Origin of the sequence: Acidaminococcus sp. HCP3S3_G9_1 (assembly GCF_052122455.1) — a bacterium.
Taxonomy (GTDB): Bacteria; Bacillota; Negativicutes; order Acidaminococcales; family Acidaminococcaceae; genus Acidaminococcus.
Genome location: NZ_JBQKCH010000007.1, coordinates 1 through 23177, shown reverse-complemented (window position 1 = coordinate 23177; position 23177 = coordinate 1). Strand labels below are relative to the sequence as shown.

The 23177-nt window shown below is 57.9% G+C and carries 19 protein-coding genes; 2 read left to right on the top strand and 17 right to left on the bottom strand.

Annotation, left to right across the window (positions count from 1 at the left end; all coding sequences use genetic code 11):
- Positions 1-12: 12 nt before the first annotated feature.
- The 10 genes from ACTQY1_RS05815 to ACTQY1_RS05770 form a co-directional block, all read right to left on the bottom strand.
- Positions 13-1167: a 1-deoxy-D-xylulose-5-phosphate reductoisomerase gene (locus tag ACTQY1_RS05815; RefSeq protein ID WP_022486999.1), complete on the bottom strand. Its 1155-nt coding sequence runs from the start codon at positions 1165-1167 to the stop codon at positions 13-15.
- An 11-nt stretch (positions 1168-1178) separates the two neighbouring features.
- Complete coding sequence (locus ACTQY1_RS05810) at positions 1179-2009, bottom strand: phosphatidate cytidylyltransferase (protein WP_441369162.1); 831 nt, start codon at positions 2007-2009, stop codon at positions 1179-1181.
- A 12-nt stretch (positions 2010-2021) separates the two neighbouring features.
- Complete coding sequence (locus ACTQY1_RS05805; protein WP_441373921.1) at positions 2022-2813, bottom strand: isoprenyl transferase; 792 nt, start codon at positions 2811-2813, stop codon at positions 2022-2024.
- 66 nt (positions 2814-2879) lie between these two features.
- Entirely contained in the window at positions 2880-3053 is a 174-nt protein-coding gene (locus ACTQY1_RS05800; protein WP_075579919.1) for an indolepyruvate ferredoxin oxidoreductase subunit alpha, read from the bottom strand.
- A 232-nt stretch (positions 3054-3285) separates the two neighbouring features.
- On the bottom strand, positions 3286-3849 hold the full coding sequence (gene frr, locus ACTQY1_RS05795) for a ribosome recycling factor (protein WP_022486996.1): 564 nt from the start codon (positions 3847-3849) through the stop codon (positions 3286-3288).
- Positions 3850-4575, bottom strand: coding sequence for a UMP kinase (gene pyrH / locus ACTQY1_RS05790; protein ID WP_279126187.1), 726 nt, complete (start codon positions 4573-4575; stop codon positions 3850-3852).
- 198 nt (positions 4576-4773) lie between these two features.
- Positions 4774-5655 carry a translation elongation factor Ts gene (gene tsf, locus ACTQY1_RS05785; protein ID WP_022486994.1) on the bottom strand — a complete coding sequence of 294 codons (882 nt, stop codon included), beginning with the start codon at positions 5653-5655 and terminating at the stop codon, positions 4774-4776.
- A gap of 42 nt (positions 5656-5697) precedes the next feature.
- Entirely contained in the window at positions 5698-6447 is a 750-nt protein-coding gene (rpsB, locus tag ACTQY1_RS05780) for a 30S ribosomal protein S2 (RefSeq protein ID WP_022486993.1), read from the bottom strand.
- Positions 6448-7117: 670 nt separating this feature from the next.
- Complete coding sequence (locus ACTQY1_RS05775) at positions 7118-8311, bottom strand: alanyl-tRNA editing protein (protein WP_441369161.1); 1194 nt, start codon at positions 8309-8311, stop codon at positions 7118-7120.
- Positions 8292-9290, bottom strand: coding sequence for an elongator complex protein 3 (locus ACTQY1_RS05770; protein ID WP_308664210.1), 999 nt, complete (start codon positions 9288-9290; stop codon positions 8292-8294). The genes ACTQY1_RS05775 and ACTQY1_RS05770 overlap by 20 nt, the downstream gene beginning before the upstream one ends.
- 204 nt (positions 9291-9494) lie before the next feature.
- Between ACTQY1_RS05770 and ACTQY1_RS05765 the strand changes: the two genes are divergently transcribed.
- Positions 9495-10520, top strand: a complete 1026-nt coding sequence (locus tag ACTQY1_RS05765; RefSeq protein ID WP_288310628.1) for a branched-chain amino acid aminotransferase — start codon at positions 9495-9497, stop codon at positions 10518-10520.
- 103 nt (positions 10521-10623) lie between these two features.
- On the opposite strand, the gene ACTQY1_RS05760 is transcribed toward ACTQY1_RS05765, so the two are convergent.
- From ACTQY1_RS05760 to ACTQY1_RS05730, 7 genes are read right to left on the bottom strand one after another with little or no spacing between them, the layout of a single operon-like run.
- The gene (locus ACTQY1_RS05760) at positions 10624-11694 is read right to left on the bottom strand and encodes a glycosyl hydrolase family 18 protein (protein ID WP_441373920.1); all 1071 of its coding nucleotides are present in this window, start codon (positions 11692-11694) and stop codon (positions 10624-10626) included.
- 4 nt (positions 11695-11698) lie between these two features.
- Positions 11699-13585: a glycoside hydrolase gene (locus tag ACTQY1_RS05755; RefSeq protein ID WP_441373919.1), complete on the bottom strand. Its 1887-nt coding sequence runs from the start codon at positions 13583-13585 to the stop codon at positions 11699-11701.
- Entirely contained in the window at positions 13575-15440 is a 1866-nt protein-coding gene (locus ACTQY1_RS05750; protein ID WP_441373918.1) for a glycosyltransferase, read from the bottom strand. The genes ACTQY1_RS05755 and ACTQY1_RS05750 overlap by 11 nt, the downstream gene beginning before the upstream one ends.
- A 2-nt stretch (positions 15441-15442) precedes the next feature.
- Positions 15443-17389: a polysaccharide deacetylase family protein gene (locus ACTQY1_RS05745; protein WP_441373917.1), complete on the bottom strand. Its 1947-nt coding sequence runs from the start codon at positions 17387-17389 to the stop codon at positions 15443-15445.
- A gap of 23 nt (positions 17390-17412) precedes the next feature.
- Complete coding sequence (locus ACTQY1_RS05740) at positions 17413-18303, bottom strand: polysaccharide deacetylase family protein (RefSeq protein ID WP_441373916.1); 891 nt, start codon at positions 18301-18303, stop codon at positions 17413-17415.
- Between the two features lies 1 nt (position 18304).
- Complete coding sequence (locus ACTQY1_RS05735; RefSeq protein WP_441373915.1) at positions 18305-19609, bottom strand: nucleotide sugar dehydrogenase; 1305 nt, start codon at positions 19607-19609, stop codon at positions 18305-18307.
- Positions 19610-19622: 13 nt separating this feature from the next.
- On the bottom strand, positions 19623-20918 hold the full coding sequence (locus ACTQY1_RS05730; RefSeq protein WP_441373914.1) for a hypothetical protein: 1296 nt from the start codon (positions 20916-20918) through the stop codon (positions 19623-19625).
- A gap of 398 nt (positions 20919-21316) precedes the next feature.
- Between ACTQY1_RS05730 and ACTQY1_RS05725 the strand changes: the two genes are divergently transcribed.
- Complete coding sequence (locus ACTQY1_RS05725; protein WP_441373913.1) at positions 21317-22990, top strand: sensor domain-containing diguanylate cyclase; 1674 nt, start codon at positions 21317-21319, stop codon at positions 22988-22990.
- Positions 22991-23177 lie beyond the last annotated feature (187 nt).

Below are 23177 nucleotides of genomic sequence, written 5' to 3'. Positions count from 1 at the left end.
AACACAATCCTCCTACACTCCCTGGGCAACCAGGGCTTCTGCCTTCTGCCGGGCCAGACGGTCCGCTTCCACAATGGTTTCGTACCCGTCCACTTTGGCCGGCACCGTTGCATCCAGCACCTTTTCGATGAGATCAGCAATGTCCAAAAAGGACAGCCGGCCTTTCAGGAATGATGCCACCGCCACCTCATTGGCGGCGTTGAAGGTACAGGGCAGGGTGCCTCCCTGTTTCCCGGCGGCAATGGCCAGGGCCAGGGCCCGGAACACTTTGGTGTCCGGTTCATAAAAAGTCAGAGGCCCGGCCTTCACCAGGTCCAGCTGGTCAAAGGCCACCGGCCACCGGTCCGGCCAGCTGAGGGCGTACTGGATGGGCAGCTTCATGTCCGCCACCCCCAGTTGGGCCATCACGGCCCCGTCACTGTATTCCACCAGGCTGTGGACGATGCTCTGGGGATGGATCACCGGCACGATCTTTTCGTATGGGGCGTCAAACAGCCAGTGGGCTTCGATCACTTCCAGCCCCTTGTTGGCCAGGGTGGAGGAATCGATGGTCACCTTGGTGCCCATGGTCCAGGTGGGATGATGGAGGCACTGCTCCACCGTCACGTTCTGGAGCTCTTCCCGGGTCTTTCCCCGGAAGGGGCCCCCGGAGGCGGTCAAAAGGATCCGTTTCAGGTCCTTGTGGGCGTTCCCCTGGAGGCACTGGAAAATGGCACTGTGTTCGCTGTCCACGGGAGTCAGCCGGACCCCGGCCTTCTTCACCGCTTCCATCACCAGGCTGCCGGCGGCCACCAGGGTCTCCTTGTTGGCCAGGGCGATGTCCTTCCCGGCCCGGATGGCCGCCAGGGTGGGCTGCAGGCCTGCGTATCCCACCATGGCTCCCAGTACCGTATCCGCCTGGCTGCAGGTGGCTGCGGCCATGATCCCTTCAGGACCGGCGAGGATTTCCGTAGGGCCCTCATACCGTTCTTTCAGCCTGCGGGCCGCTTCCGGATCGGACAGGGCTGCCAGGGCCGGATGGAATTTCCGGATCTGGGCTTCCAGCAGCTGGTCATTTTTATGGGCCGCCAGGGCCACCACCCGGATCCGTTCCGGATTGGCCGCGGCCACTTCCAGGGTCTGGGTACCGATGGACCCGGTGGACCCCAATACTGCAATGTTCTTCATGGCAACCTCCTTCAGCCCAACAGGACCAGGGTGATGAAATAATAGGCAAAAGGCACCGAGAAAATCAGACTGTCGCACCGGTCCAGCACGCCCCCATGGCCGGGGAAGAAGTTGCCGGAATCCTTGATGTCACAGGACCGTTTCAGGATGCTTTCCACCAGGTCCCCCAGAGGGGCAAAGAACCCGATGCCCACCCCCAGGAGCAGCACCGGCACCAGAGGATACTGGAGCCACAGGCTGCCCAGGAGCCAAACGGTGGCCACACAGCCCAGGAACCCGCACAGGGCTCCTTCCCGGGTCTTTTTGGGACTGACTTTGGGCAGCAACTTGGTCTTCCCGAAGGCCCGTCCCCCGAAATAGGCAAAGGTGTCACTGGCCCAGGTGGCGAACATCACCGTCCACAGCAGGGCTTCCCCCAGGCTCACCGTCCCCCATCCGGGGATGGTGTGGAAGGGACCGGAAAGTTCCCGGAGCAGGATGAAATGGGCAAAGGGCAGCCCCAGGTACACCAGAGCCATGCAGGTCAGGCCGGTGTTTTCCGGAAAATGGCCCTGGGCATAAAAATAGAGCCCTTCCAGCAGCACCAAAAGGGAAAACAGGGTCACCAGGGGCAGCAGCCAGTCCGGTCTCCCCAGCCCGGTCGCCCCGATGAGAAGAGCCGTACCCACAAGTCCCGTGGCCCGGTACACCTGGATCCCGTCCCGGGTCAGCATGTTCCGGTATTCCCGGAAGCCCACCAGCCCCAGGATCAGTACTCCCAGAGCAAACAGCAGGCCCCCCATCTTGATCAAAAACAATGCAATGGGGATGGCGACAATCGCCGTCCGTATTCTCTGTCCCATAGTCAGCGCCTCTTATTTCTGATTCAGGCCGCCGAACCGGCGGTCCCGTTTCTGATAACTGAACACCGCTTCCGTCAGCAGTTCCTCGGAAAAGTCCGGCCAGAAAACAGGCGTGGTCCAGAATTCCGAATAGGCGATCTGCCAGAGCATGAAATTGCTCACCCGCAGGTCACCCCCGGTGCGGATCAAAAGATCCGGTGCCGGCAGGCCCCGGGTATACAGATGTTCTTCGATGGTCTTTTCATTTATGGCATCCGGAGACAGGGTCCCTGCCTGGACGGCCCGGGCGATGTCCCGGACGGCGTCCACCATTTCCCGCTGGCCTCCGTAATTGATTGCAATGTTAAGGATGATCCCCGTGTTGTCTTTGGTGACTTCCAGGGCATGGTCCATTTTTTCCTGGACAATGGCAGGCAGCCCTTCACGGGATCCCATGAAACGGATGCGCACATTGTACTGGTTGAATTCTTCCAGTTCACTGGTAAGATACTGACACAACAAATCCATGATGAACCGGACTTCCGTCACCGGCCGTTTCCAGTTTTCCGTGGAAAAGGCGTAGACGCTGAGGGCTTTGATGCCCAGATGATCGGCAAATTTCACGATCCGCCGCAGGGTACGGGCGCCGGCTGCATGGCCGAAGGTCCGGGGTTTCCCCTGGGCTCTGGCCCACCGTCCGTTGCCGTCCATAATGATGGCCACATGGCGGGGGATCAGGTCGGGCTGAAGCATGGAGGTATCCACCCCGTCGATTTCGGGGATGGGCTCCGGTTTGGAAGTGAGGCCTAAAAGTTTTTTCAGCATTGGCATACCCCTATAAAAAAATTTGCGCAGCCTGCTTACGCGGGCTGCGCAACAACGCCAGAAAGCTTATTCAGCTTTGATAGCGCCTACCGGGCAAGCGCCGGAGCAAGCATCGCAATCGATGCAGCTGGCTTCGTCAACCTTGTACTTGCCGTTGTCTTCAGCGATTGCACCTACCGGGCAGGTCCCAGCGCAGGAACCGCAGCCGATGCATTCGTCTTGGTTAATTTTGTGTGCCATTGGTCAGTACACCTCCCTTCGAATTTGCAACCAACAATAATTTGTAATGTATGGTCAGACAGGACGGTCTGCTTAAGGACATAAGCAGATTCATCTTGCCAGACTTGCGCAGGATGGTGAATAGAAGGTTCCGCCCGTACGATCCTGGCCTGCCAGCCTGCCGCCTCCAGCTTTTTCAGAGCCAGGGCCAGGGGCCGTGCCAATACGTCGGGGGCCTGGGAAGCTGCCGTCATCACACCGACATGACTTCCTTTTCTTTCTGGGCCAGGACATCATCGATTTTCTTCATGAATTTGTCCGTCAGCTTCTGGGAAAAATCCGTTGCGTCCTTGGCATCATCTTCGGTGATTTCTTTGGCTTTGACCTGTTTTTTCACAGCGTCATTGAAATCCCGACGGATGTTCCGGATTTCCACCCGGCTGGCTTCGCCCTTTTTGTTGACCACTTTTACCAGTTCCTTCCGGCGTTCTTCCGTCAGGAGAGGCAGGTTCAGGCGAATCACCGTGCCGTCGTTGTTGGGATTCAGACCCAGGTCACTGGTCATAATGGCCTTTTCAATGACCTTCAGCAGGCTCCGGTCCCAGGGTTGGATCACAATCATCCGGGGTTCCGGCACGGACACGTTGGCCACCTGGGTCACCGGAGTGGGAGCCCCATAGTAGTCCACCTTCACCTGATCCAGCAGGGACGGGGTAGCCCGCCCGGTGCGAATGTTGGTCAGTTCGTTCCGGAGCGCATGGAGCGCTTTATCCATCTTTTCTTGGGTTTTGTTCTGTAATTCTTCGATCGTTGCCATTTAGAATCCTCCTACCAGGGTTCCGATTTCTTCACCGGCAGCGGCCTTCAGGATGTTCCCTTCCTCATCGATGTTGAAGACCACGATGGGGATGTGGTTGTCCATGCACAGGCTGATGGCGGTGGAATCCATGACACCCAGATTTCTCTGGATCACTTCAATGTATTCCAGATGGTCGAACTTCACTGCATTGGGGTTCACCGCAGGATCGCTGTCGTACACCCCATCCACGCCTTTCTTGGCCATGAGGATGGCGTCGGCTTCGATTTCTGCTGCCCGCAGGGCTGCGGTGGTGTCCGTGGAAAAGTACGGGTTGCCGGTGCCGGCTGCGAAGATCACCACACGGCCCTTTTCCAGGTGCCGTACCGCTCTCCGGCGGATGTAAGGTTCCGCAATGGCCCGCATTTCAATGGCCGTCTGTACCCGGGTAGGTACCCCACGGTTTTCCAGAGCATCCTGGAGCGCCAGGGAGTTGATTACCGTGGCCAGCATCCCCATGTAGTCCGCCGTTGCCCGGTCCATGCCTTTGGAAGCGCCGGCCAGGCCTCTCCAGATGTTCCCGCCACCGTTGACCACAGCCACGTCCAGTCCGCTTTCCCGGACTGCCTGGATCTGGGCCGCAATGGCGTCCACCGTTTTGGGATCGATGCCGTAGCCTTTTTCACCGGCCAGGGCTTCCCCACTGAGTTTCAGAATCACGCGCTTGAACTTTCTTTTACCCGACACTGACAGTACCTCCTACAGAGTTCCGCAGATCTTGAACAAGAAGTCATCCACAGTTCTACAATGCTTTTGGGGGCCCTGTCTCCAGGTGCTCCCGTTCCTTATCATTATAGGTGAAAATGTTCGTTCCTGCAAGACTGAATCTAAAATGTCTCATAAAACAAGGGGCTGCCGCACAAGCGAGAGCCCCTTGCAAGAGTGTTATTTTACGAAGCTGGCAACTTCAGCAGCGAAGTCTTCCTTCTTCTTTTCAATGCCTTCGCCCAGCTGGAAGCGGACGAATCTCTTTGCTTTGGCATTGTGTTCCTTCAGCAGGGCGCTGATGGATTTATCCGGATCTTTGATGAATTCCTGATCCACCAGGCAGATTTCCTTATAGAATTTCTGGATACGGCCCAGCACCATCTTTTCGATGATTTTTTCAGGTTTGCCTTCGTTCTTGGCCTGTTCGGACAGGACTTCTTTTTCATGGTCCAGTTCGCTGGCAGGAACCTGGGTCCGGTCCAGATAGGACGGGTTGGCAGCAGCGATGTGCATGGCCACGTCTTTGGCCACTTCCGCATCCCCGCCTTCCAGTTCAACCAGGACGCCGATCTTGCCGGCCCCATGGATGTAATGGCCCAGGGTGTCGTTGCCGTATTCATACACGGCGAAACGGCGGACATCGATCTTTTCGCCGATCTTGGCGATGGCTTCGGTAATCACTTCGCTGACTTTCTTGTCAGTGCCGTCGAAGGTCTGATCGTTCAGTTCAGCCACATCAGCCGGTTTGTGGGCGGCAATGTGTTTGGCAACGCTCAGCACCAGTTTTTTGTATTCGTCAGTGTTGGCCACGAAGTCGGTTTCGCAGTTGACTTCCACCAGGACAGCCACTTTGTTGGCTTCGTCCACATAATCAGCCACCAGGCCTTCAGCAGCCACACGGCTGGCCTTCTTGGCAGCCTTGGACAGGCCTTTTTCTCTCAGGAAGTCGATTGCCTGGTCCATATCGCCGTTGGTGGCGGTCAGGGCCTTTTTGCAGTCCATCATGCCTGCGCCAGTACGTTCACGCAGTTCTTTTACCATGCTAGCAGTAATTGCCATCAGTATTCCTCCTGTAACTTTATGGAATTGGGAAAGGACGGCTTATTCAGCGTCCTTGGCTTCTTCTTCAGCAGCAGCTTCGTCAGCGGCGGCAGCTTCTTCATCCACAGCGCTGGCTTTGCCTTCCAGGACGGCATCAGCCATTTTGCTGGTCAGCAGACGGACGGCACGGATGGCGTCGTCGTTGGCGGGCATCAGGTAGTCCACTTCATCGGGATCGCAGTTGGTGTCAACGGTGGCCACGATGGGGATGTGCAGTTTCCGGGCTTCCAGGATGGCGTTGTGTTCCTTCCGGGGATCGATGACGAACAGAGCGCTGGGCAGCTTCTTCATGTCTTTGATACCGCCCAGGTATTTTTCCAGTTTGGCCATTTCATGGCGCAGGACGATGACTTCTTTCTTGGGCAGCAGATCGAAGGTGCCTTCTTCTTCCATTTTTTCCAGGTCATGGAGTCTCTTGATCCGGGTCTGGATGGTCTTGAAGTTGGTCAGCATACCGCCCAGCCATCTTTCGTTCACATAGAACATGCCGCAGCGTTCAGCTTCTTCTTTGATGGCAGCCTGAGCCTGCTTTTTGGTGCCTACGAACAGCACGGTGCCGCCCTGGGCAGCCAGTTCACGCAGGAAGCTGTAGCATTCTTCCACCTTTTTCACGGTCTTCTGCAGATCGATGATGTAGATCCCGTTCCGTTCGGTGAAGATGTAGGGAGCCATCTTGGGGTTCCAGCGGCGGGTCTGATGACCGAAGTGTACGCCTGCTTCCAAAAGTTGTTTCATGGATACAATTGCCATTTTTGTTTCCTCCTGTTTTTTCCTCCGCAGATCATTTTTCGCTTAACCTTGCCGGCAGCCAGCAAGGACAGCCGCGTCCTGACTCTGCGTGTGTGGTATAGTGGGCTGTGCAATCACAGCCGATAGAGATTATATCATATTTGTTACAAAAGTTGCAAGAGGGTATTGCACGGAACGTGCCATACCCTCTTGCTGTCAGCGGTCAGCAGCCGGTGGAGGGAACCTGCAGCCGCAGGTTCCTATGAAGGGAAACGCATTCCCGGGGGAATGCTAACCCACCACCATTGCGCAGGCGCAACGGTCCCCCGCCCTTGTAAAGGGCGGATATGTGCATCTTGGGTTGGCGCACTGGTGCATAAGCCATGGGCCGCTGGTCCCGGCGTATTCCCTCCCTTTTCGAGGGTGGATATGTGCACCTTGGGCTGGCGCACTGGTGCATAAGCCATGGGCCGCTGGTCCCGGCGTATTCCCTCCCTTTTCGAGGGCGGATATGTGCATCTTGGGCTGACGTCCTGCTGCACTGGCCATGGGCCGCTGGTCCCAACGTATATCCGCCCTTTTCAAGGGCGGGGGACCAGCCGTCAGGCTGGTGGTGGGTTAGCAGCCAGCGCTGCGTTTCCATCAGGAGGGCTGCTGCCCAGGCAGCAGCCCCTCTTTTCCCCTGCTATTTTTATCCCCTGATTCCTTCCACCAGTTCCTTTACCTTTTCCTCCCAGTCCGCTCCGGCGGTGCCGCCGCCCTGGGCGCTCTGGGGACGGCCTCCCCCCCGGCCTCCAAACAGTTCATTGGCTTTGGCGCAGCAGGCCCTGCAGTCCCCTTCCGCTCCTTCGCTTAAGGCGAACTGGTACATAAGCCGGTCCCCCTCTTTGGTGAACACTGCCGCCAGCACCCCGGGCTGGGCACTGGCCAGCTTCATGGCGCTTTTTCCGTCCGCCGCCGTGCCTTCCAGGGTGAGCACCAGGAGTTTGGTGCCGTTGGGCAGCACCGGTGCCTGGGCCATTTTTTCCGGCAGCTGGAGCCGGATCAGTTCCTGGGTCTTTTCCCGTACCTTTCCCCGGAGATCCAGGATCTCCTGGTGGAGTTTTTCCACCGCCGGCAGCACGTCTTCCGCCTTCACCGACAGGAAATTGCTGGTGTCTTCCAAAATCCGGTTCCGTTCATGCATGGCCCTGAGGGCCCGGTTGCCGCAGAGGAATTCGATCCGGCTGCCTCCCTTGTGCCGGACGAACCGGATGATCTGGATGGACCCTACCATGCCCGTATAGGGGGGATGGGTGCCGCAGCAGGTGCAGATGTCCCCGTTTTTGATGTCCACCAGCCGGACGGTGCCTTTGAGCTTTTCGTTCTTTTTCCGCAGGGGATAGTTCCCCAGTTCTGAAGCATCTACATAATGAAGGGAAATGGGTTCATTGGCCCAGAGGCATTCGTTGGCCATCCATTCCGCCTTTTTGGCCTTTTCCTCGTCGATTTCCTGGTCCAGGTCGATGAATACGCTGTCCTCATTCATATGGAAGCCCACATTGTTAGCCCCGCAGGTTTTCCAGAAGGCATAGGACAGGATGTGTTCCCCGCAGTGCTGCTGCATCCGGTCCAGTCGCACCGGCCAGTCCAGTTTCACTGCCACGGTCTTCCCCGGTTCCAGGGGTTCCCGGGTCCAGTGGCGCACGTCCTGACCCTCTTCGCTGGCGTAGAATACGGGCACTTTGTCCAGCCAGCCCTGGTCGGACAATTGGCCGCCCCCTTCCGGGAAGAGTACTGTCCGGTCCAGGATCACTTCATAATGGTCCTCCTTTTTCTCGCAGCTGACCACTGTGGCCTGGCAGCTTTGCAGGAGAGAATCGTTTTCATAGAGTTTTTCTGTCATGGAACATCACCTCAAAGGTTTTTCCCGTCTGGAAAATGACCCGGACCTTTCCCGTCTGTTCCCACAGACGGACATTGCTCCGGTGCTGGCCCCGTACCACCGAGGCCATCCTGTCCGGACAGGTGATAACCATATTATAATCCCCACCGGGAAGCTCTGCAATCTCCTCCAGCACCTGGCGGCCGATGCCCCGGCTTTTCACCACTTCCCCGAAAGCGGGATGGAAGGGACCGGCCAGGATGTGGCCCGGGGCGCACAGTTCCCGGTCCGGCTGGAGGCCCATGCGGATCACCTGGATCCCGGCGGCGGTAAAGTCCCGGTACAGGGTCCAGCAGGCATCCGCCGCCTGTTCCACGGTCTGGGGCGCATAATCCCCCCGGCGCCACTGGTCCGCCAGAGGAGTACCTTCGATCACCAGCACCGGATAGATCCGCACCAGGTCCGGATGGATGGCAAGGACCTGCAGTTTGGTGTCTTCCAGGCTGGCTGCGTCCTGGCCCGGGAGCCCGGTCATCAGCTGGAGCCCCAGACGGAAGCCGCAGGCCCGGATCAGCCGTGAGGCAGCATGGACCTGGGCGGCTGTATGCCCCCGGCGGGCCTGGGCCAGTACCCGGTCATCCAGGGACTGGGCCCCCAGTTCGATGGTTTCCACCCCATGATTCTGGAGACGGTCCAAGATGGGGGGAGTAATGGCATCAGGCCGGGTGGACAGCCGGAGGGGGCCGAAAAATCCCCGGGCCCGCCAGGTTTCCGCCAGATCCAGCAAAGCCTCCTGGATGGAATCAGGGAGCGCCGTAAAAGATCCCCCGTAAAAAGCCAGTTCATTGGAAGGGGAGGGCCGGACCCAGGCGGACAGTTTCTCCATCTGCCGCCGGGCCCCGGCCAGGCCCCCCTCCCCTTCACCGCTGATGGTCCGCTGGTTGCAGAAGGAACACTGGTGGGGGCACCCGGCGTGGGGGATGAAAATGGGAAGGATCATGGAATCGGGCTCCTTTCAAATTACGGATTTTACAGCCATCTGTTTCTATTGTACCAAATGGTTCAACTTTCGTGTGCAGGTCAGCGGAATTTTTACTATTTCATTGACAAACCCATTGCAAGTGAGTAATATATTGAGGTATACAAAATTCATTTTTGTAACATAATCTATAGCAGATCTATAGGAAAGAAATGAGGGGTTTGTATGTCTAATGTAAACATCGATTGGTCCAAACTGGGATTCGCTTATCAGCCCATTGCCCAGCGGTATGTTGCCAACTACAAGGATGGCAAATGGGGCAAAGGCGGCCTGACCGGTGACGCCAACGTGGTTCTCAATGAATGTGCCGGCATCCTGCAATACTGTCAGGAAGTATTCGAAGGGCTGAAAGCCTACAAGACCAAAGACGGCCGTACGGTTACCTTCCGTCCTGACCAGAATGCAAAACGGATGATTGATTCCGCCAAACGGCTGGAAATGCCTCCTGTATCTGAAGAAATGTTTATGGAAGCCGTGGACGAAGTGGTCCGGGCCAACAAAGACTACATTCCTCCTTTTGAAAGCGGCGGCGCTCTGTACCTGCGTCCCTACCTGTTTGCCACCGGCCCGGTGATCGGGGTGAAACCCTCCGATGAATACCAGTTCCGTCTGTTCGGGACTCCTGTGGGCAACTACTTCAAAAACGGCGTAAAGCCCATCACCATCTGCGTGTCCGACTTTGACCGTGCGGCACCCCGAGGCACCGGCCACATCAAGGCTGGCCTGAACTACGCCATGAGCCTCCATGCTTACATCACCGCCCACAACAACGGCTTTGATGAAAACATGTACCTGGATCCGGCAACCCGGACCTACGTGGAAGAAACCGGCGGCGCCAACTTCCTGTTCGTCAAGAAAGACGGCACCCTGGTCACCCCGAAATCCGACTCCATCCTGCCCTCCATTACCCGCCGTTCTCTGATCACCATCGCAACGGATATGCTGGGTATGAAAGTGGAACACCGTCCAGTGAAATTCGCTGAAGTGGCTGATTTTGCCGAAGCCGGCCTGTGCGGCACCGCTGCCGTTATCTGCCCGGTGGGCAAGGTTGTGGACCACGGCAAGGAAATCTGCATCCCCAGCGGGATGGAAAAAATGGGCCCTGTGCTGACCAAGCTGTACAAGACCCTGAGAGGCATCCAGATGGGCGAAATCGAAGGTCCGGAAGGCTGGATCCACGAAGTGAAATAATTGCTAGTAGTAAAAAAGACTGTCGCTCCCGCGGCAGTCTTTTTTTTTCAGCGGTTTAAAAGAAATCAGACCGGCCCTTTGGGCCGTGTCTGACATCTTCCCCCTACTCCTCCAGCCCTGGGTAATACTCCCGGATCTTTTCGTTGCCTCCCAGGCGCCAGAGGCTGATGCCGTCCACGCCTTTTTCCAGGGCCCGGTGCTTCCAGGCTTTCAGGGTCGCTGCATCGGCGTACCAGCATTCCAAGCTCTCCGTTCCTTTCTTTGCGGAAAAATGGAGGGCCTGGCTTTTTTCGTCCCGTTCCGGCCGGCTTCCTGTTTTTTCCGCCAGGGCCCGGGCTTCCCGCTCCGTGACGAACCGAGGCTGCTTGCCCGGTTCCCACACGCAGCCTCCGGTGGCGAAGGCGATGCTGTGGGGCCGGGGCATCTTTTCCACTTTTTCCAGCATCCGGTCCACAAAAGCCAGGTCCGCCTTGGGGCCCGGGGTGCTGCTGTGGGTGCCGTACAGGTTGTAGGCCATGATCACATATTCCGGACCTTCCGGGAATATCAGGCTGTTGGCGGGCACCTCCGGCTCCAGGATCACCCGGAGGGGCACCTTCTTTTCTTCTGCCAGCTGGTTCAGCTCCTGGAGAAACTTCACATACCGGTAAGCGGTGAAGGGATCCTTCCACACCTGCTCATAATCGATTTCCAGGCCGCTGCAGCCAGTGCCCTGGAGGGCCTGGAGCAGAGCCTCCCCATGGGCCTTCCGGCTTTCCCCGGTGGCCAGCAGACCACCCAGCAGCTCCGTGTCCTTGGGCTTCTTATCCTTCACCTTCACCCCATAGGGATACACATCATTGGTCACGGTCAGGAACTTCCGCACCGGAGCCCGGAACCGGGTGAACTTCTCTCGCCGGAAATCCCGCCAGGGGCCGGTAACCAAAATCCGCCCCTGGCCGTCCAGCACCCCGCCGAAATAGCTGACGCTGTTCAGCTGGCTCTGGACCTTCCGGGCTTCCCGGATGCCGTCCCTGTAATCCCAGCTGGCCACCCAGGCTCCTCCGTCGAACACGGGCTGGGGCCGGGGCCGGGCCGAAGTGATCCGGGGTGGCAGCAGGGAGATCCCCACGGCAGCGGCCCCCAGCAGCAGCCCCGCCAGGATTCCGCCGCCGATTTTCATCATCTTGTCCATATCTTTACCTCATCCTGTATTTTACCGTACTCAGTGCCCAGTCCAGCAGCCGGTTCCCCTGTTTTTCCACTTCATAGCGGAACTTCTTCCAGCCGGTGTACCGGAGGCTGTACCGCTCTTTCCCGGCTTTGTCCCGGCTGACGTCCCAATCCCGGACGGTGAACCCGGCAAAGACCCCGTCGTACACATCATCCGCCAGGTTGGTCTGGCTGTAGCCGTACCCGGGCCAGCGGCTTTCCAGGAACAGGCTGCCCCCATCCCCCACTGCCACGGTGAGACCCTCCAGGGCTTTCCGTCCGTCCACCAGTACCGTCAGTTTGTCCCCGGCCAGCCGGATGTCCAGCTTCCGTTTACCCCTTGCGTGGTAGCTGAGCACCGGATGGAACTCCGGCGCCCCTTCCTCCACAGTCCGGGCGTCCTGTCCCTGGACTTCCTGGAGCTTTTCCAGCCGGGCCCGGGCCGTTTCCGTATTGGGAGCGTACCGGGCAAACACCTTTTCTTCCTGTTCCGCCACTTCTTTCCGGTCTTCCTCTTCCGAAGGGTAAGGATTCCCGTCAAACAGCCGGAGATCCACATCCCCCAGTTTCTCTTCCTGTCCCTGGGGCCCTTTCTGGGAGGCCACCAGGTGGTTGTTCACCAGGGCTACCGCCACATATTTTTCCAGATTTTCTCCGGCCCGGAGATAGATCTTCTGGGTGCCGAACTGGTTCCCCAGGAGTTCCGTCTCCACCTGGATGTCCTTCAGGTCCGGCTGGTCCTTTAGCTTCAGGAGGCCATTCTTCAGGCTGTTGGTGGTGAGGATCACGCTCTCGTCCTTGAACTGGGCGACACCTTTCTTTTCGTCCCACTGCCGGTACTGTTCCCGGTCTCCATGCTCGAACCGGAGGTTCCAGAACCCGTCGTCCCGGATCCTCATGAGAAGGTGGTTCACCGGCCAGTAGGCTCTGGGTTCCATCCGGGTCAGGTCGTAGATGCTGCTTTTCCGGTTGTTCACACTGTACCCTTCCCGGTTGAAGTTCATCACAAACAGCTTCCGGATCCATTGTTCGTTCACAGCGCTTACATCGGCCTGGTTCCCGAACTGTCCCATATTGGCGTGCATCAGGGTGTAAATGGGAGGCACCTGGCCCAGATCGTCCGTGTACACCTGCTGGAGCAGGGCATAGTCCCCGGAGATCCGGTTCTTCATGGCCTGGTAGCTTTCCAGGGGGAAGTCCCGGTCATCCCGGAGATAATCCATCAGGTAATGGTTGTACTTCCGTCCCAGCACCGGAGTCAGATGGGCATAGACCACCGGGTTCATGTTCCCCAGGTAATGGTCCCACCGGTCGAACACATTGATGTAGTACAGCCTGTACCCGTTGGTGCCCAGCTCCCAGTACCCGTGCTCCGTCAGCTTCTTCAGTTCCGCCGGCCGGAGGAATTTACTGTCGTCCCCCTTCAGGTTGTCCCCATAGGTGGACACGATGCCATGGTAATTGTGCTTTTCCAGGAGTTTTTCCGCAAACACCGCCGTATCCCGGCGGCCGTCCTCGAAATTCAGCAGCAGGGCGTGTTCCGGCAGCATCCGGCCGCTCCGGTAGTATTCTTCCACATCTTTCCCGGTAATGGTCACGAACCCGTTCTTTTCCAGGGCGGAAAGGTGCTCATCCAGGAGCCGGGTGCCGATCAGGTCATGAGTCCCGGTCCGGTCCACACCGAAATAGGACAGGGCCACAAAGCCCCGGTCCACTCCGGTCACCTGGTCTGGCCGGTAGGGACGGTACCGGGAGAACACAAACAGGGCGTCGATGCAGATCCCCAGGAGCAGGGCCAGCACCAGCCCCTGGAGAATGGCCCGTCTTTTTTTCCGTTTGTCCTTTTGCCGGGTGTAGATTTCATCAGCCAGCATGGCCCTCCCCCTTTCCGCTCTTTTCTTTCCGGGCCTTCTTTTCCGCTTTCCGCCGGGCCTCTTCCACATCCGCCGGAGTCATCCGGGTGCCCCAGGTGGATTTCCAGAAGGTGAACCAGGCCACAGGCATCTGCCACAGGAGCACCAGCTCATAATAGAGGCAGAACCACAGGCCGTAGAGCCAGGTGGTGCTCCGGCGCAGCAGCAGCTGACAGGCGCTCATGAGCCCCGCCATCAGGAACATCCCCAAAAGGAAGGTAAAAGGGAACACCCGGTGGATGAGAGGGATGTAGAGCAGGTTGTACAATACGCACACCGGCGCCACAATGGGCACCAGCACCCCCATGTAGAAGGACACCGCCGCAAAAGGCTCCTTCCGCCACATAAACCGGGAGGCCACCAGAGATTCCCGGAGCCAGCTCCGTTTCCACCGCATCTGCTGCTTCAGGAACACGTCGTAGTCGCTGGGCACGATGGTGTAGCAAAGGGCCGTATCCTGATAATCCGTCCGGTGGTGCCGGAGGATGAAGTTGGTCATGGACCGGTCGTCCCCGAAGGTGGCCTTGTGGCCCAGGAACCGCTGATTCACCCATTTCTGGGAATACTGGAGCACCAGATCCTTCCGGTAGCAGGACAGGGGACCGGACAGGCAGGTCACCGCATCGAACAGCCCTTCCGCCGCCTTCATCACCCGGAAGGCGATGTAGTACCGTACCGACTGCATTTTGGTGAGAGAATTGGTGAAGGTGTTGGCCACGTCCGTCCGGCCGGATACCCCTCCGCAGTGGGCATCCTTGAAGGGCTGGACCAGGTTCCGGATGGCATAGGGATCCAGGAAACTGTCGCTGTCCACAAACACCACCAGTTCATGCCGGGCCGCTTTGGCACCCCGGGCCAGGGCTTCCCGTTTTCCCCGGTTCACCGGCTGGACCAGCAGCTTTACCCGGTCCGCGGTCTCCGGCCCCTCTTTGGTCCGGATTTCCTCCAGGGTCTCCCGGATGTTTTCCACCGAACGGTCCGTAGAATGGTCGTCCACCACGATCACTTCCAGCTGCTCCGGAGGATAGTACTGGTCCAGGGCACAGAGGATGGTCCTGCGGATCCATTTTTCTTCATTGAAACAGGGCACCAGGATGCTCACCCCGGGGGTATACCGGGGATCCACAGGCACCGGCCGGTAGAAGGCTCCGAAGATGTACTTCACCAGCAGGAAGGTACTGGCGATGATGCTGTACAGGTACAGATATTTGTTGAATTTGAAATAGACCACCGATTCCGTCCGCATGAGCAGGATGCACAGGCAGATGATGGCCAAAAGAGAGGACACGAAAGGCACGTCGAACCGGCTTTTTTCCTGGGAATAGTCCAGGAGATCCTGATCGAAGGCCAGCCCCAGGAGGATGTTTTCCGGCTTGTCCCGGAGCTGATTTTCCAGTTCCTCCAAGGACGGACGGACACAGCGGGCCTCCACCTTCACCTTCCGTTCCAGGCCTTCCGGCATGGTGCCGGGAATGATTTCGAATTCCAGTTCCATTCTTCCTGCCCGGACCAGGGCCTGTGCTGTGGCAGGATCCGCCGCCAGTCCCATGCCCGTGACGGAAATGTCCCGGGCCCGGCCCTGATGAATCCTGCCCCCGGCGGTGATTTTCACCGGGTAATCCACCAGGTACCGGGCATTGGCTTCTTCCCCATTGGTAAAGTGGAGGTAATCGTATTTTTCCAGCACTTTGTCCGGCAGAGCCCGCCGGCTGCGGCCGCTTCTCTGACGGGAAGGCACATGGGGAAGGAGCCGCCGGTCCGGTTTTTCCCGGGTCAGCACCTCTTCCAGCTTTTCTCCCTGGATTTCTTTTGCCATGTTCACCACCACTTGATCTGTCTCCGTTCTTTCCGCTCTTCTTCCGGACTTTTGGCCTGGGAATAGGTGTCCGTCAGGTAATCGGACAGCAGGCCCACCTGGAATCTGGTGGGATCCCCCTCCGGTTTCTTCTCATTTTCCGTCAGCAGCACATCCAGAGCTGCCGGAGTGAACCGGGCCGAACTGGTCATGTGGATCACAAAGACCGCCCCCTTCCGGACTTTCCCCTGCCGGTAAATGGCATCCCGGAACCGTTTCAGTTCCGTCTCCAGGTCCGGTGCCGCATAGTCATCGATGGCATGGCCGCTGATGATGTACTGGAACCCGTTTTCCAGGATGGCCCGGGTGCCCACGGCGCTGATGGTCAGGGTGGGCGGACGGAGGAATTTGGTCAGCACCGGCCGTCCGTTGGGCCGCTGGATGTCCCCCACCGCCTGTTCCAGACGCCGGTAGGATTCCTTCACATCCTCATAGATTTCCTCATAGCTTTCCATGGACCGTTTGTCATGGTGCTTGTCCCGGACAGTCATGGGTTTGTGGAAATTGGTATGGCTGCCGATATCGTGGCCTTCCAGCGCGATGGCCCGGAGCAGATTGGGGTTGTAGACCATGTTCCGGGTCAGGATGAAGAAGTTCCCGGGCACGTGATGCTTCCGGAGCACATAGAGGATATGGTTCACCGAATCATCATCCCCCCAGTCGTCGAAGCCGAAAAAAATCACCGGATCCTGAGTTTTTACACAGGCACTGGTGTCCAGCTCCTTAAAGTCCCGGGCGGTGAACCCCAGGCTCTGGTTCTCCCGGGTGGAAGGTTCCCCGATGTACCGCTTTTCCAGTTCCTCCACCAGCTGCTTATGGGCAGCATCCGGCGGCAGCAGCGGCGTCATCTTCACCTGGGGCAGGATGGCTTCTTCCGGCACCGGATACTGCCACAGATGGTCCCGGTCTCCCAGCACCTCCCCCACGGACACGATCCGGTAGGCAGAATCGTTGGCCGGGTTCACCCCGCTCACATCTCCGAAACCATTATAAGCGATGTTGTCGATCTTTTTCCGTTTCAGGTACAGGAACAGCTCCGCCGCCAATTCTGGTCGGCTATACCAGTCCAGGCGGATCTGGATGATGCCGCCCCGGGCAGCGGATTTCACCCCCGGTCCGTAAATGTCCGGGAGAATTTCCTCCGGAGTCCGGCAGTCCCGGTGCCGGCTCTGGACCAGGTTCACCCGGGCACCGATGAGCCGGCAGCCGGTGGCTGAGACCGCCTCCCGGGTTTCCGGCAGCACGGCACCGGAGGCCTGTTTCACCAGCTGGGTCTCCACCTGGAAATTTTTCCGCAGGGCCTCCCGGGTCCGCAGGATGTCGGCGGTGATATCCGTGACTGTTTCCCCTTTCAGGGGATAAAAACAGATGCCCACTTCCTGCCCGGCATCCAGGATGGCCCGGACGGTTTCCGGGGAAGTGCGGATTTCCCGGTCCGTGACGAAAAAAGTACCCTGGCTCCCGGTTTGTTTCAGGGCGTTCAGCATGGCATCCACACTTTCCCTCCGGGAAAGCCCGGTAAAAGTAAAGGGAATCACCTGAGCCGTGGTGGGGAGGGTGCTTTCCTCCACCGCCAGCTGTCCCTGGTTGGCCCGGATCAGCCTGGCAACATCTTCCTGTTTCATCCCTTTGGGCAGTTTCCGATGGGCAGCCGGCAGGGGAACATCAAGATCCCGGGGCTGGAGCGTCCCGGGGAGCACGGTCCCTTCCAGTTCCCCAGGCACATCCGCCGGCTGAGGCCGTTCTACCGGTCTTCCCGGCACCCTTTCCCGGCTGATCACCGGGGTGTCTCCCCTTCCGGAAAAAGCTCCCGGGGTGCCGGCTTCTGCCGAAGCCATTCCCCATCCCGCCGCCTGCGCTAGGAAAAGAGAAGCCAGGATCAGTGTTTTTCTTTTGGACAAGTACTCCATGATTCTTCCTCCTTTCCCTGCATTCAGGGCAGCAGCACCGTCACCGGCACCACATCCCAGCCCTGGAGGGCCAGCCAGTCGCAGAGAGCTGCCACCCCCTGGACCAGGGGAAGGGCCGGTACCGCCGGTTCCTTTTTGTCTTCGATTGTGGGCATTTTGTCAATGGCCGGGGTCCCCACCGGCACTTTCTTTTTCACCACAGGAGGTACCGGATGATCCAGCCGGATGGACAGGATCATCCCGGAGTGGATCCGGCTTTCCGCCTGGGCCATTTTTTCCGGGTCCGTCAGGTCCCCGGGCTTCAGCTCCAGGTCACTTTGAACCAGGGCTTCCAAACCGCAGGCCGCAGCCGCCCGGAGGATTTCCGGAGTGTACCGGGTGTCGGCCAGTTTCCCCACCCGGCCCGGCTGCCCTGCCGCCACAGTCAGCACCTTCTGGGTACGGACCAGCTGTTCCAGTACCTGATCCGGTGCCAGCTGCTCCCCGTGCGCCAGGCCCACAAAGCTGTAATTCCCCAGCACCTGCCCATCCCGGGCCAGCTGCTGGAGCCAGGAACTTTCCCGGGCTCCGTTGGATCCTTCCACAAAAAAGGCGGCTTTCCAGCCTTTCTGCTGCAGGATCCGGAGAATGGCCTCCTGGTCTTCCCGATTCCCCAGTCCGTCAAAGGTGAGCACCAGTGCCCGGGTCTCCCCCAGGTCCCGGCCGGTGAGGATCCGGGCTTCCCGGGCGGTGGGGTACGCCTTCCGGGCCTGTTCCAGTTCATCAGCGGCTTCGTACTCCCTACCCAGTTCCGTGGGATTCTCATACCGGGCCACCTGTTTGGGATGGAAGAAGCTGGAGATGGCGTAAAAATAGAACAGGCCCAGAGCCAGCAGCCCCAGGAAAATATAGAAAAGATGCTTTTTCAGATGCATACTACAGCCTCCAGTACCGGAACCCGGCCTGTTCCATCTCTTCTTTTCCATACATGCCCTTCACATCGATGAGGATCCGGCTGGGGGTATCCACGGCATACAGGCTGGCCAGACGGTCCGCGTCCCAGGCCCGGAACTGCCGGTGCCGGACCGTAAAGAGCAGCGCATCGGCTCCCTGGATTTTTTCCACAGGAACAAAGACGTCCCGGACGTCCGCAGGCAGACGAGCAGGATCCGCCACCGGGTCCGCCACCTGTACGGGGATTTCCAGCTGCCGCAGCTTCCGGAAGATCTCCAGGGCCTTGGAATTCCGCAGATCCGGACAATCCTCCTTGAAGGTGATGCCCAGCAGGAACACCCGGGCCCGGCGGATCCGGAGATCCCCCAGAATCATTTCCCGGATGGTCTCCTTCACCACATAGTCCGCCATCCCCTCGTTGATATGCCTGCTGAGGGCCGTGAGGGTGGACAGATACCCTTCCCGTTTGGCCTCGTAAACAAAGTAGTAGGGATCCACCCCGATGCAGTGCCCGCCCACCAACCCGGGCCGGAAATGGAGGGCGTTCCATTTGGTGTCCATGGCATCCGCCACTTCCCCGGTATCGATGCCCATGGCATGGCAGGCCATGGCCACATCATTCATGAAAGCGATGTTCACGTCCCGCTGGGTGTTTTCGATGAGTTTCGCCGCCTCCGCCACCTTGATGGAGGAAGCGGGGAACAGGTCCGCCTGGATAATGGTCCCGTAGAGAGCCGCCACCTTGTCCCGGGTCTCCCGGTTATCTCCGGAAACAATCTTGCAGATGTTCCGGAGCCGGTGGACCTTGTCTCCCGGGCTGATCCGTTCCGGAGAATAGGCCAGATGGAAATCAACCCCCGCCTTCAGCCCGCTTTCGGCCTCCAGGATGGGGCCGCAGATCTGTTCCGTCACCCCGGGATACACGGTGGATTCATAGCAGACAATGGTGCCCGGAGAAAGGTTCCGGCCGATGGTCCGGCTGGCCTCCTGGACAGGGGACAGATCCGGCAGCTTGTCCCGGCTTACGGGAGTGGGCACGGCCACGATGATGAAAGCCGCCTCCCGAAGCCGGGCCGGGTCCGAAGTGAATTCCAGAGCGCTGCTCCTCAGCGCTTCGTCTCCCACTTCCTTTGTCACATCCCGACCCTGCCGATAGCTTTCCAGTTTGGCTTCATTGGTGTCATAGCCCACCGTGGGGAAATGGTCCGCCAATGCCACCGCCAGGGGCAGCCCCACATAGCCCAGACCCACTACGGCCACTTTTGTTTTTGCATCCAATTTTACCATAAGGCAACAACCCCTATCCCATAAACCAGGTCACATCCAGCCACAGGGTCCGTCCCCGGTCACCGGTAGCCAGTTCCTTCAGATCATAATATTCCGCATTCAGGACGATATTGGGCACCAGGGTGTACTGGTACTGGAACCCCAGGCCCCGGAAGCCGGTCATGTAATCCGCCAGGCCGCTCATGGTGTGGGCGATGTAGGTGCCGGAAGGCTGGTAGTAATACCGCAGATCCCATTCCTGGCTGCCCCGGATCCAGCTTTTGATCCGGCCCCGGACCAGTTTGGCCACGAATCCCATATGTTTCCCGTCCCCAAAGGATTTGTCCGCCCCCAGGAGCATGAGACCTGCCTGGAGGTCCGGTTTCAGATTGTAATTGTAATACCCATCCCAGATGATCCGTTTCTGATGATCCCAGTCATCCTTATCAAAAAGATAGACAGCGGCCCCGTAAAAGACCGGGTCCCGTTTCATGGCCACCCCATAACTGGCGAACTTCCCGTCCGCCTTGGTTTCCCCGGCAGAGGCTTCGAATTCCGGCCGGTCCCCCCAGTTGACAGTCACCCCTTTGGCGGTGGAAGAATAGATGTTTCCTTCCCCCAGTTCCAGACCGTACATCCCGGCGGTGACAATGGCGTCTCCCATCATGCCTCGGACATAGATCCGGCGGTTTTCCAGCCAGTCATCCTGTTTGTGATGACTGAGGAAATGATGGTTGATTTCTCCCATCCCATAGGCATGCCATTTGTCGTTGAGTTTGGCTTCCAAAAAGAGACGGGCCCGGAGACAGCTGTCCCGCCAATCCCACCGGGGGCTGCCGCTGTGTTTCACGTAATTGTACCGGAGTTCGGCACTGAATTTGTATTTCCGGTCCTCGTCCTTTCTTTCGTCAGAGGCTTCCGATGAGGGTTTCATGTCCGTCAGCAGGGTCCCGTCTTCGATCATCCCCCGGTTCCGGAGTTCCCGGTAAAATTCCTGCCGGAGGGCCAGTGTCTCTTTTCCCCCGGGGACGGTGTCTCCCGGCTGTCCCCCAATTTTACCATGGGCATCCATCCCCAGCCGTTCCATGGCCTGGAGGGTCAGGTCCGTCATTTCTTCCCGGGTAAAATGAGCGTTCTCCACATCCTGATACCCGGCCGGCAGCCGGATGAACCCCCGTTCCGCCAGGTTTTGGATCTGGCGGCAGGCCCCGGCGGATGGGGCCGGAAGCGGCGGCACCGGCTGTTTCACCGCTCCTTCGCCGGCCAGAGGAAGGCCCAGTGCCAAAAGAACCGTCCCCCACACCGTTCCCTGCCATCGTCCCCGTTCCATGCAATCCCCTCCAATATATTTCCCACAGCCAAAGGGAAAAATGTTTTATTGCAAAATTGTAATTCCTTCCTTTTGTTTTACAACCTGGATTGAACAGTTGACAATATGGAAGATTATTTTAGTATCTGGCTGTATATATATGGTATTATGGGACAGGTGATAAGAACGAAGGGGAGCGGGGGCGGCCGTCCCCGCCGTCCCGCTCTTCACTCTGCACTTTCAGCCCATTTCTGCATAACTATACTATGATGAAGGGTTCACCGAGAACTTGTTGACACATCCCTCTTTCCCCCTTTACTGGACAAATACTCCTATACTTCCTATAATGTAATTGAAAATTTATGACTCTTGTCCTGTCTCTGCTGCAGACAGTATCCCATAGAAGGAGTTATGCACCTATGGCGAAACTTCGCAGTCTCCGGTACCAGTTCATCTTCATCATCGTCACCATTACGGTGGTACTGACCCTGATCATGGGGATGATGAACATCCGGAGCATCAACATCTATTCCACGGAAGTGGCCAATACCGGACTCAACTGGCAGACCCAGAAAACCGCCGGCAGCCTGAACCGTATGCTGATCAAGACCCAGGATGCGGTGGATTTCATTGCAGGCACGGTCCAGCAGGATTTTACCACCATTTCCCAGGTCCAGGACCCGGACTTCCGGGAAGACCGAAAGGAACGGATCCGCCGCCGGTTTGAAGCAGCGGCGGACACCATTCCCATTATCGATGGGTTCTACATCCATTTCAATGAAGACCTGATCCAGGCGTCTGACGGGTTCTGGTACAAACGGAAAAACGACCAGCCAGTTTTTGAAGAGCAGCCTTTTTCCCATCCCCGAAAATCTTCCAACCCAATGCTGGAGGAAATGTACCGTTGGTATTATGGCCCTCTGGAAAGTCTTTCTCCCCAGTGGATCCCACCCTATCGGAACCGGGAAGGCGGCCCATTGCTGATTTCCTATGTAAAGCCGGTTTTCGTCAACCGGCGATGTGTGGCTTTGGTGGGCATCGATATCCGGATGGTCAACCTGGTGGATCAGGTGAAAAATGTGCGGATCTATGACAGCGGATATGCCCTGTTGTTTTCCGACACTGGAGTCCTGTACTATCACCCCAACTATGCAAAAGGGACCCAGATCACCACCCTGAAGGATTTTGGCCTGGACCACTCGCCGGATGTGTTCCGCCAGCATGATACTGGTTCCCGCACCATTCCGGTGTCCTATCAGGGGAAAAAGAAACAGCTGGCCTTTACCACCCTGGCCAATGGCATGAAACTGGGGGTGGTGGCTCCGGGAAACGAGATTTACGCCTTCCAGAAGGAGGCCATTTACCGGGCCTTTTTCCTGCTGCTGCTGTTTGCCATCATCACCTCCGCCATTGCCATCTACCTGGCCAACCGGATCCTCCGGCCCCTGGAGGAGATCAACGAAGCGGCCTCCCGGATGGGCCGGGGAAATTATGACGTCCCCATCAAGGAATCTTCCCGGGACGAAATCGGCCTGTTGGCCAAGAACATGAACCGGACCATGGACCTGATGAAGATCATGGTCCGGGATCTGAAGACGGAAGCCTTCCAGGACAAACTCACCGGAGTGAAGAATGTATCCGCCTTTGAAAAGCAGGTGCTGGAACTGAACCGGGAAATTTCCGACCCCCTGAACCACCTGGCCTTCGGATTGGTAATGGTGGACCTGAACGGACTGAAAGGGGTCAACGACACCTACGGCCACGAAAAAGGCAATGTGGTGATCCAGCTGACTTCCAAAACCATCTGCCAGCTGTACCAGCACAGTCCGGTGTACCGGATCGGCGGAGACGAATTCCTGGTGCTGCTCCGGCATGGGGATTATGCAAACCGGGAAGCCCTGTGGCAACAGCTCCTCCCCTATCTCCGGAAACGGGACTATACCCTGGAAAAGCCCTGGGAACAGATTTCTTTCTCTGCCGGCCATGCAGAATACCTGCCAGGGACGGATACGTCTTTCGAAGAAGTGTTCCGCCGGGCGGATGAGGCCATGTACCAGCTGAAACGGTCCATTGAAAGAGACGCAGCCCGCTGACCCTGTTCAACATGGGTATGGACAAATGAGCATTCATCCTTTATAATAATAATTGATATCAAAAAAAAAAAAAAATGGCTATGTCACAACAAACAGTTGATAAATAGCCATTTTTATAGGGGAGTATCAGAACTCCCCTACAAACTGTTATTTGCAGTTATCTATACTCATTTGGAATTTCGATATG

What these genes read in the sequence shown, in the direction of transcription:
- ACTQY1_RS05815 (WP_022486999.1), bottom strand. Translation starts at nt 1,167, where the DNA reads ATGAAGAACATTGCAGTATTGGGGTCCACCGGGTCCATCGGTACCCAG.
- ACTQY1_RS05810 (WP_441369162.1), bottom strand. Translation starts at nt 2,009, where the DNA reads ATGGGACAGAGAATACGGACGGCGATTGTCGCCATCCCCATTGCATTG.
- ACTQY1_RS05805 (WP_441373921.1), bottom strand. Translation starts at nt 2,813, where the DNA reads ATGCTGAAAAAACTTTTAGGCCTCACTTCCAAACCGGAGCCCATCCCC.
- ACTQY1_RS05800 (WP_075579919.1), bottom strand. Translation starts at nt 3,053, where the DNA reads ATGGCACACAAAATTAACCAAGACGAATGCATCGGCTGCGGTTCCTGC.
- frr (WP_022486996.1), bottom strand. Translation starts at nt 3,849, where the DNA reads ATGGCAACGATCGAAGAATTACAGAACAAAACCCAAGAAAAGATGGAT.
- tsf (WP_022486994.1), bottom strand. Translation starts at nt 5,655, where the DNA reads ATGGCAATTACTGCTAGCATGGTAAAAGAACTGCGTGAACGTACTGGC.
- rpsB (WP_022486993.1), bottom strand. Translation starts at nt 6,447, where the DNA reads ATGGCAATTGTATCCATGAAACAACTTTTGGAAGCAGGCGTACACTTC.
- ACTQY1_RS05775 (WP_441369161.1), bottom strand. Translation starts at nt 8,311, where the DNA reads ATGACAGAAAAACTCTATGAAAACGATTCTCTCCTGCAAAGCTGCCAG.
- ACTQY1_RS05770 (WP_308664210.1), bottom strand. Translation starts at nt 9,290, where the DNA reads ATGATCCTTCCCATTTTCATCCCCCACGCCGGGTGCCCCCACCAGTGT.
- ACTQY1_RS05765 (WP_288310628.1), top strand. Translation starts at nt 9,495, where the DNA reads ATGTCTAATGTAAACATCGATTGGTCCAAACTGGGATTCGCTTATCAG.
- ACTQY1_RS05760 (WP_441373920.1), bottom strand. Translation starts at nt 11,694, where the DNA reads ATGGACAAGATGATGAAAATCGGCGGCGGAATCCTGGCGGGGCTGCTG.
- ACTQY1_RS05755 (WP_441373919.1), bottom strand. Translation starts at nt 13,585, where the DNA reads ATGCTGGCTGATGAAATCTACACCCGGCAAAAGGACAAACGGAAAAAA.
- ACTQY1_RS05750 (WP_441373918.1), bottom strand. Translation starts at nt 15,440, where the DNA reads ATGGCAAAAGAAATCCAGGGAGAAAAGCTGGAAGAGGTGCTGACCCGG.
- ACTQY1_RS05745 (WP_441373917.1), bottom strand. Translation starts at nt 17,389, where the DNA reads ATGGAGTACTTGTCCAAAAGAAAAACACTGATCCTGGCTTCTCTTTTC.
- ACTQY1_RS05740 (WP_441373916.1), bottom strand. Translation starts at nt 18,303, where the DNA reads ATGCATCTGAAAAAGCATCTTTTCTATATTTTCCTGGGGCTGCTGGCT.
- ACTQY1_RS05735 (WP_441373915.1), bottom strand. Translation starts at nt 19,609, where the DNA reads ATGGTAAAATTGGATGCAAAAACAAAAGTGGCCGTAGTGGGTCTGGGC.
- ACTQY1_RS05730 (WP_441373914.1), bottom strand. Translation starts at nt 20,918, where the DNA reads ATGGAACGGGGACGATGGCAGGGAACGGTGTGGGGGACGGTTCTTTTG.
- ACTQY1_RS05725 (WP_441373913.1), top strand. Translation starts at nt 21,317, where the DNA reads ATGGCGAAACTTCGCAGTCTCCGGTACCAGTTCATCTTCATCATCGTC.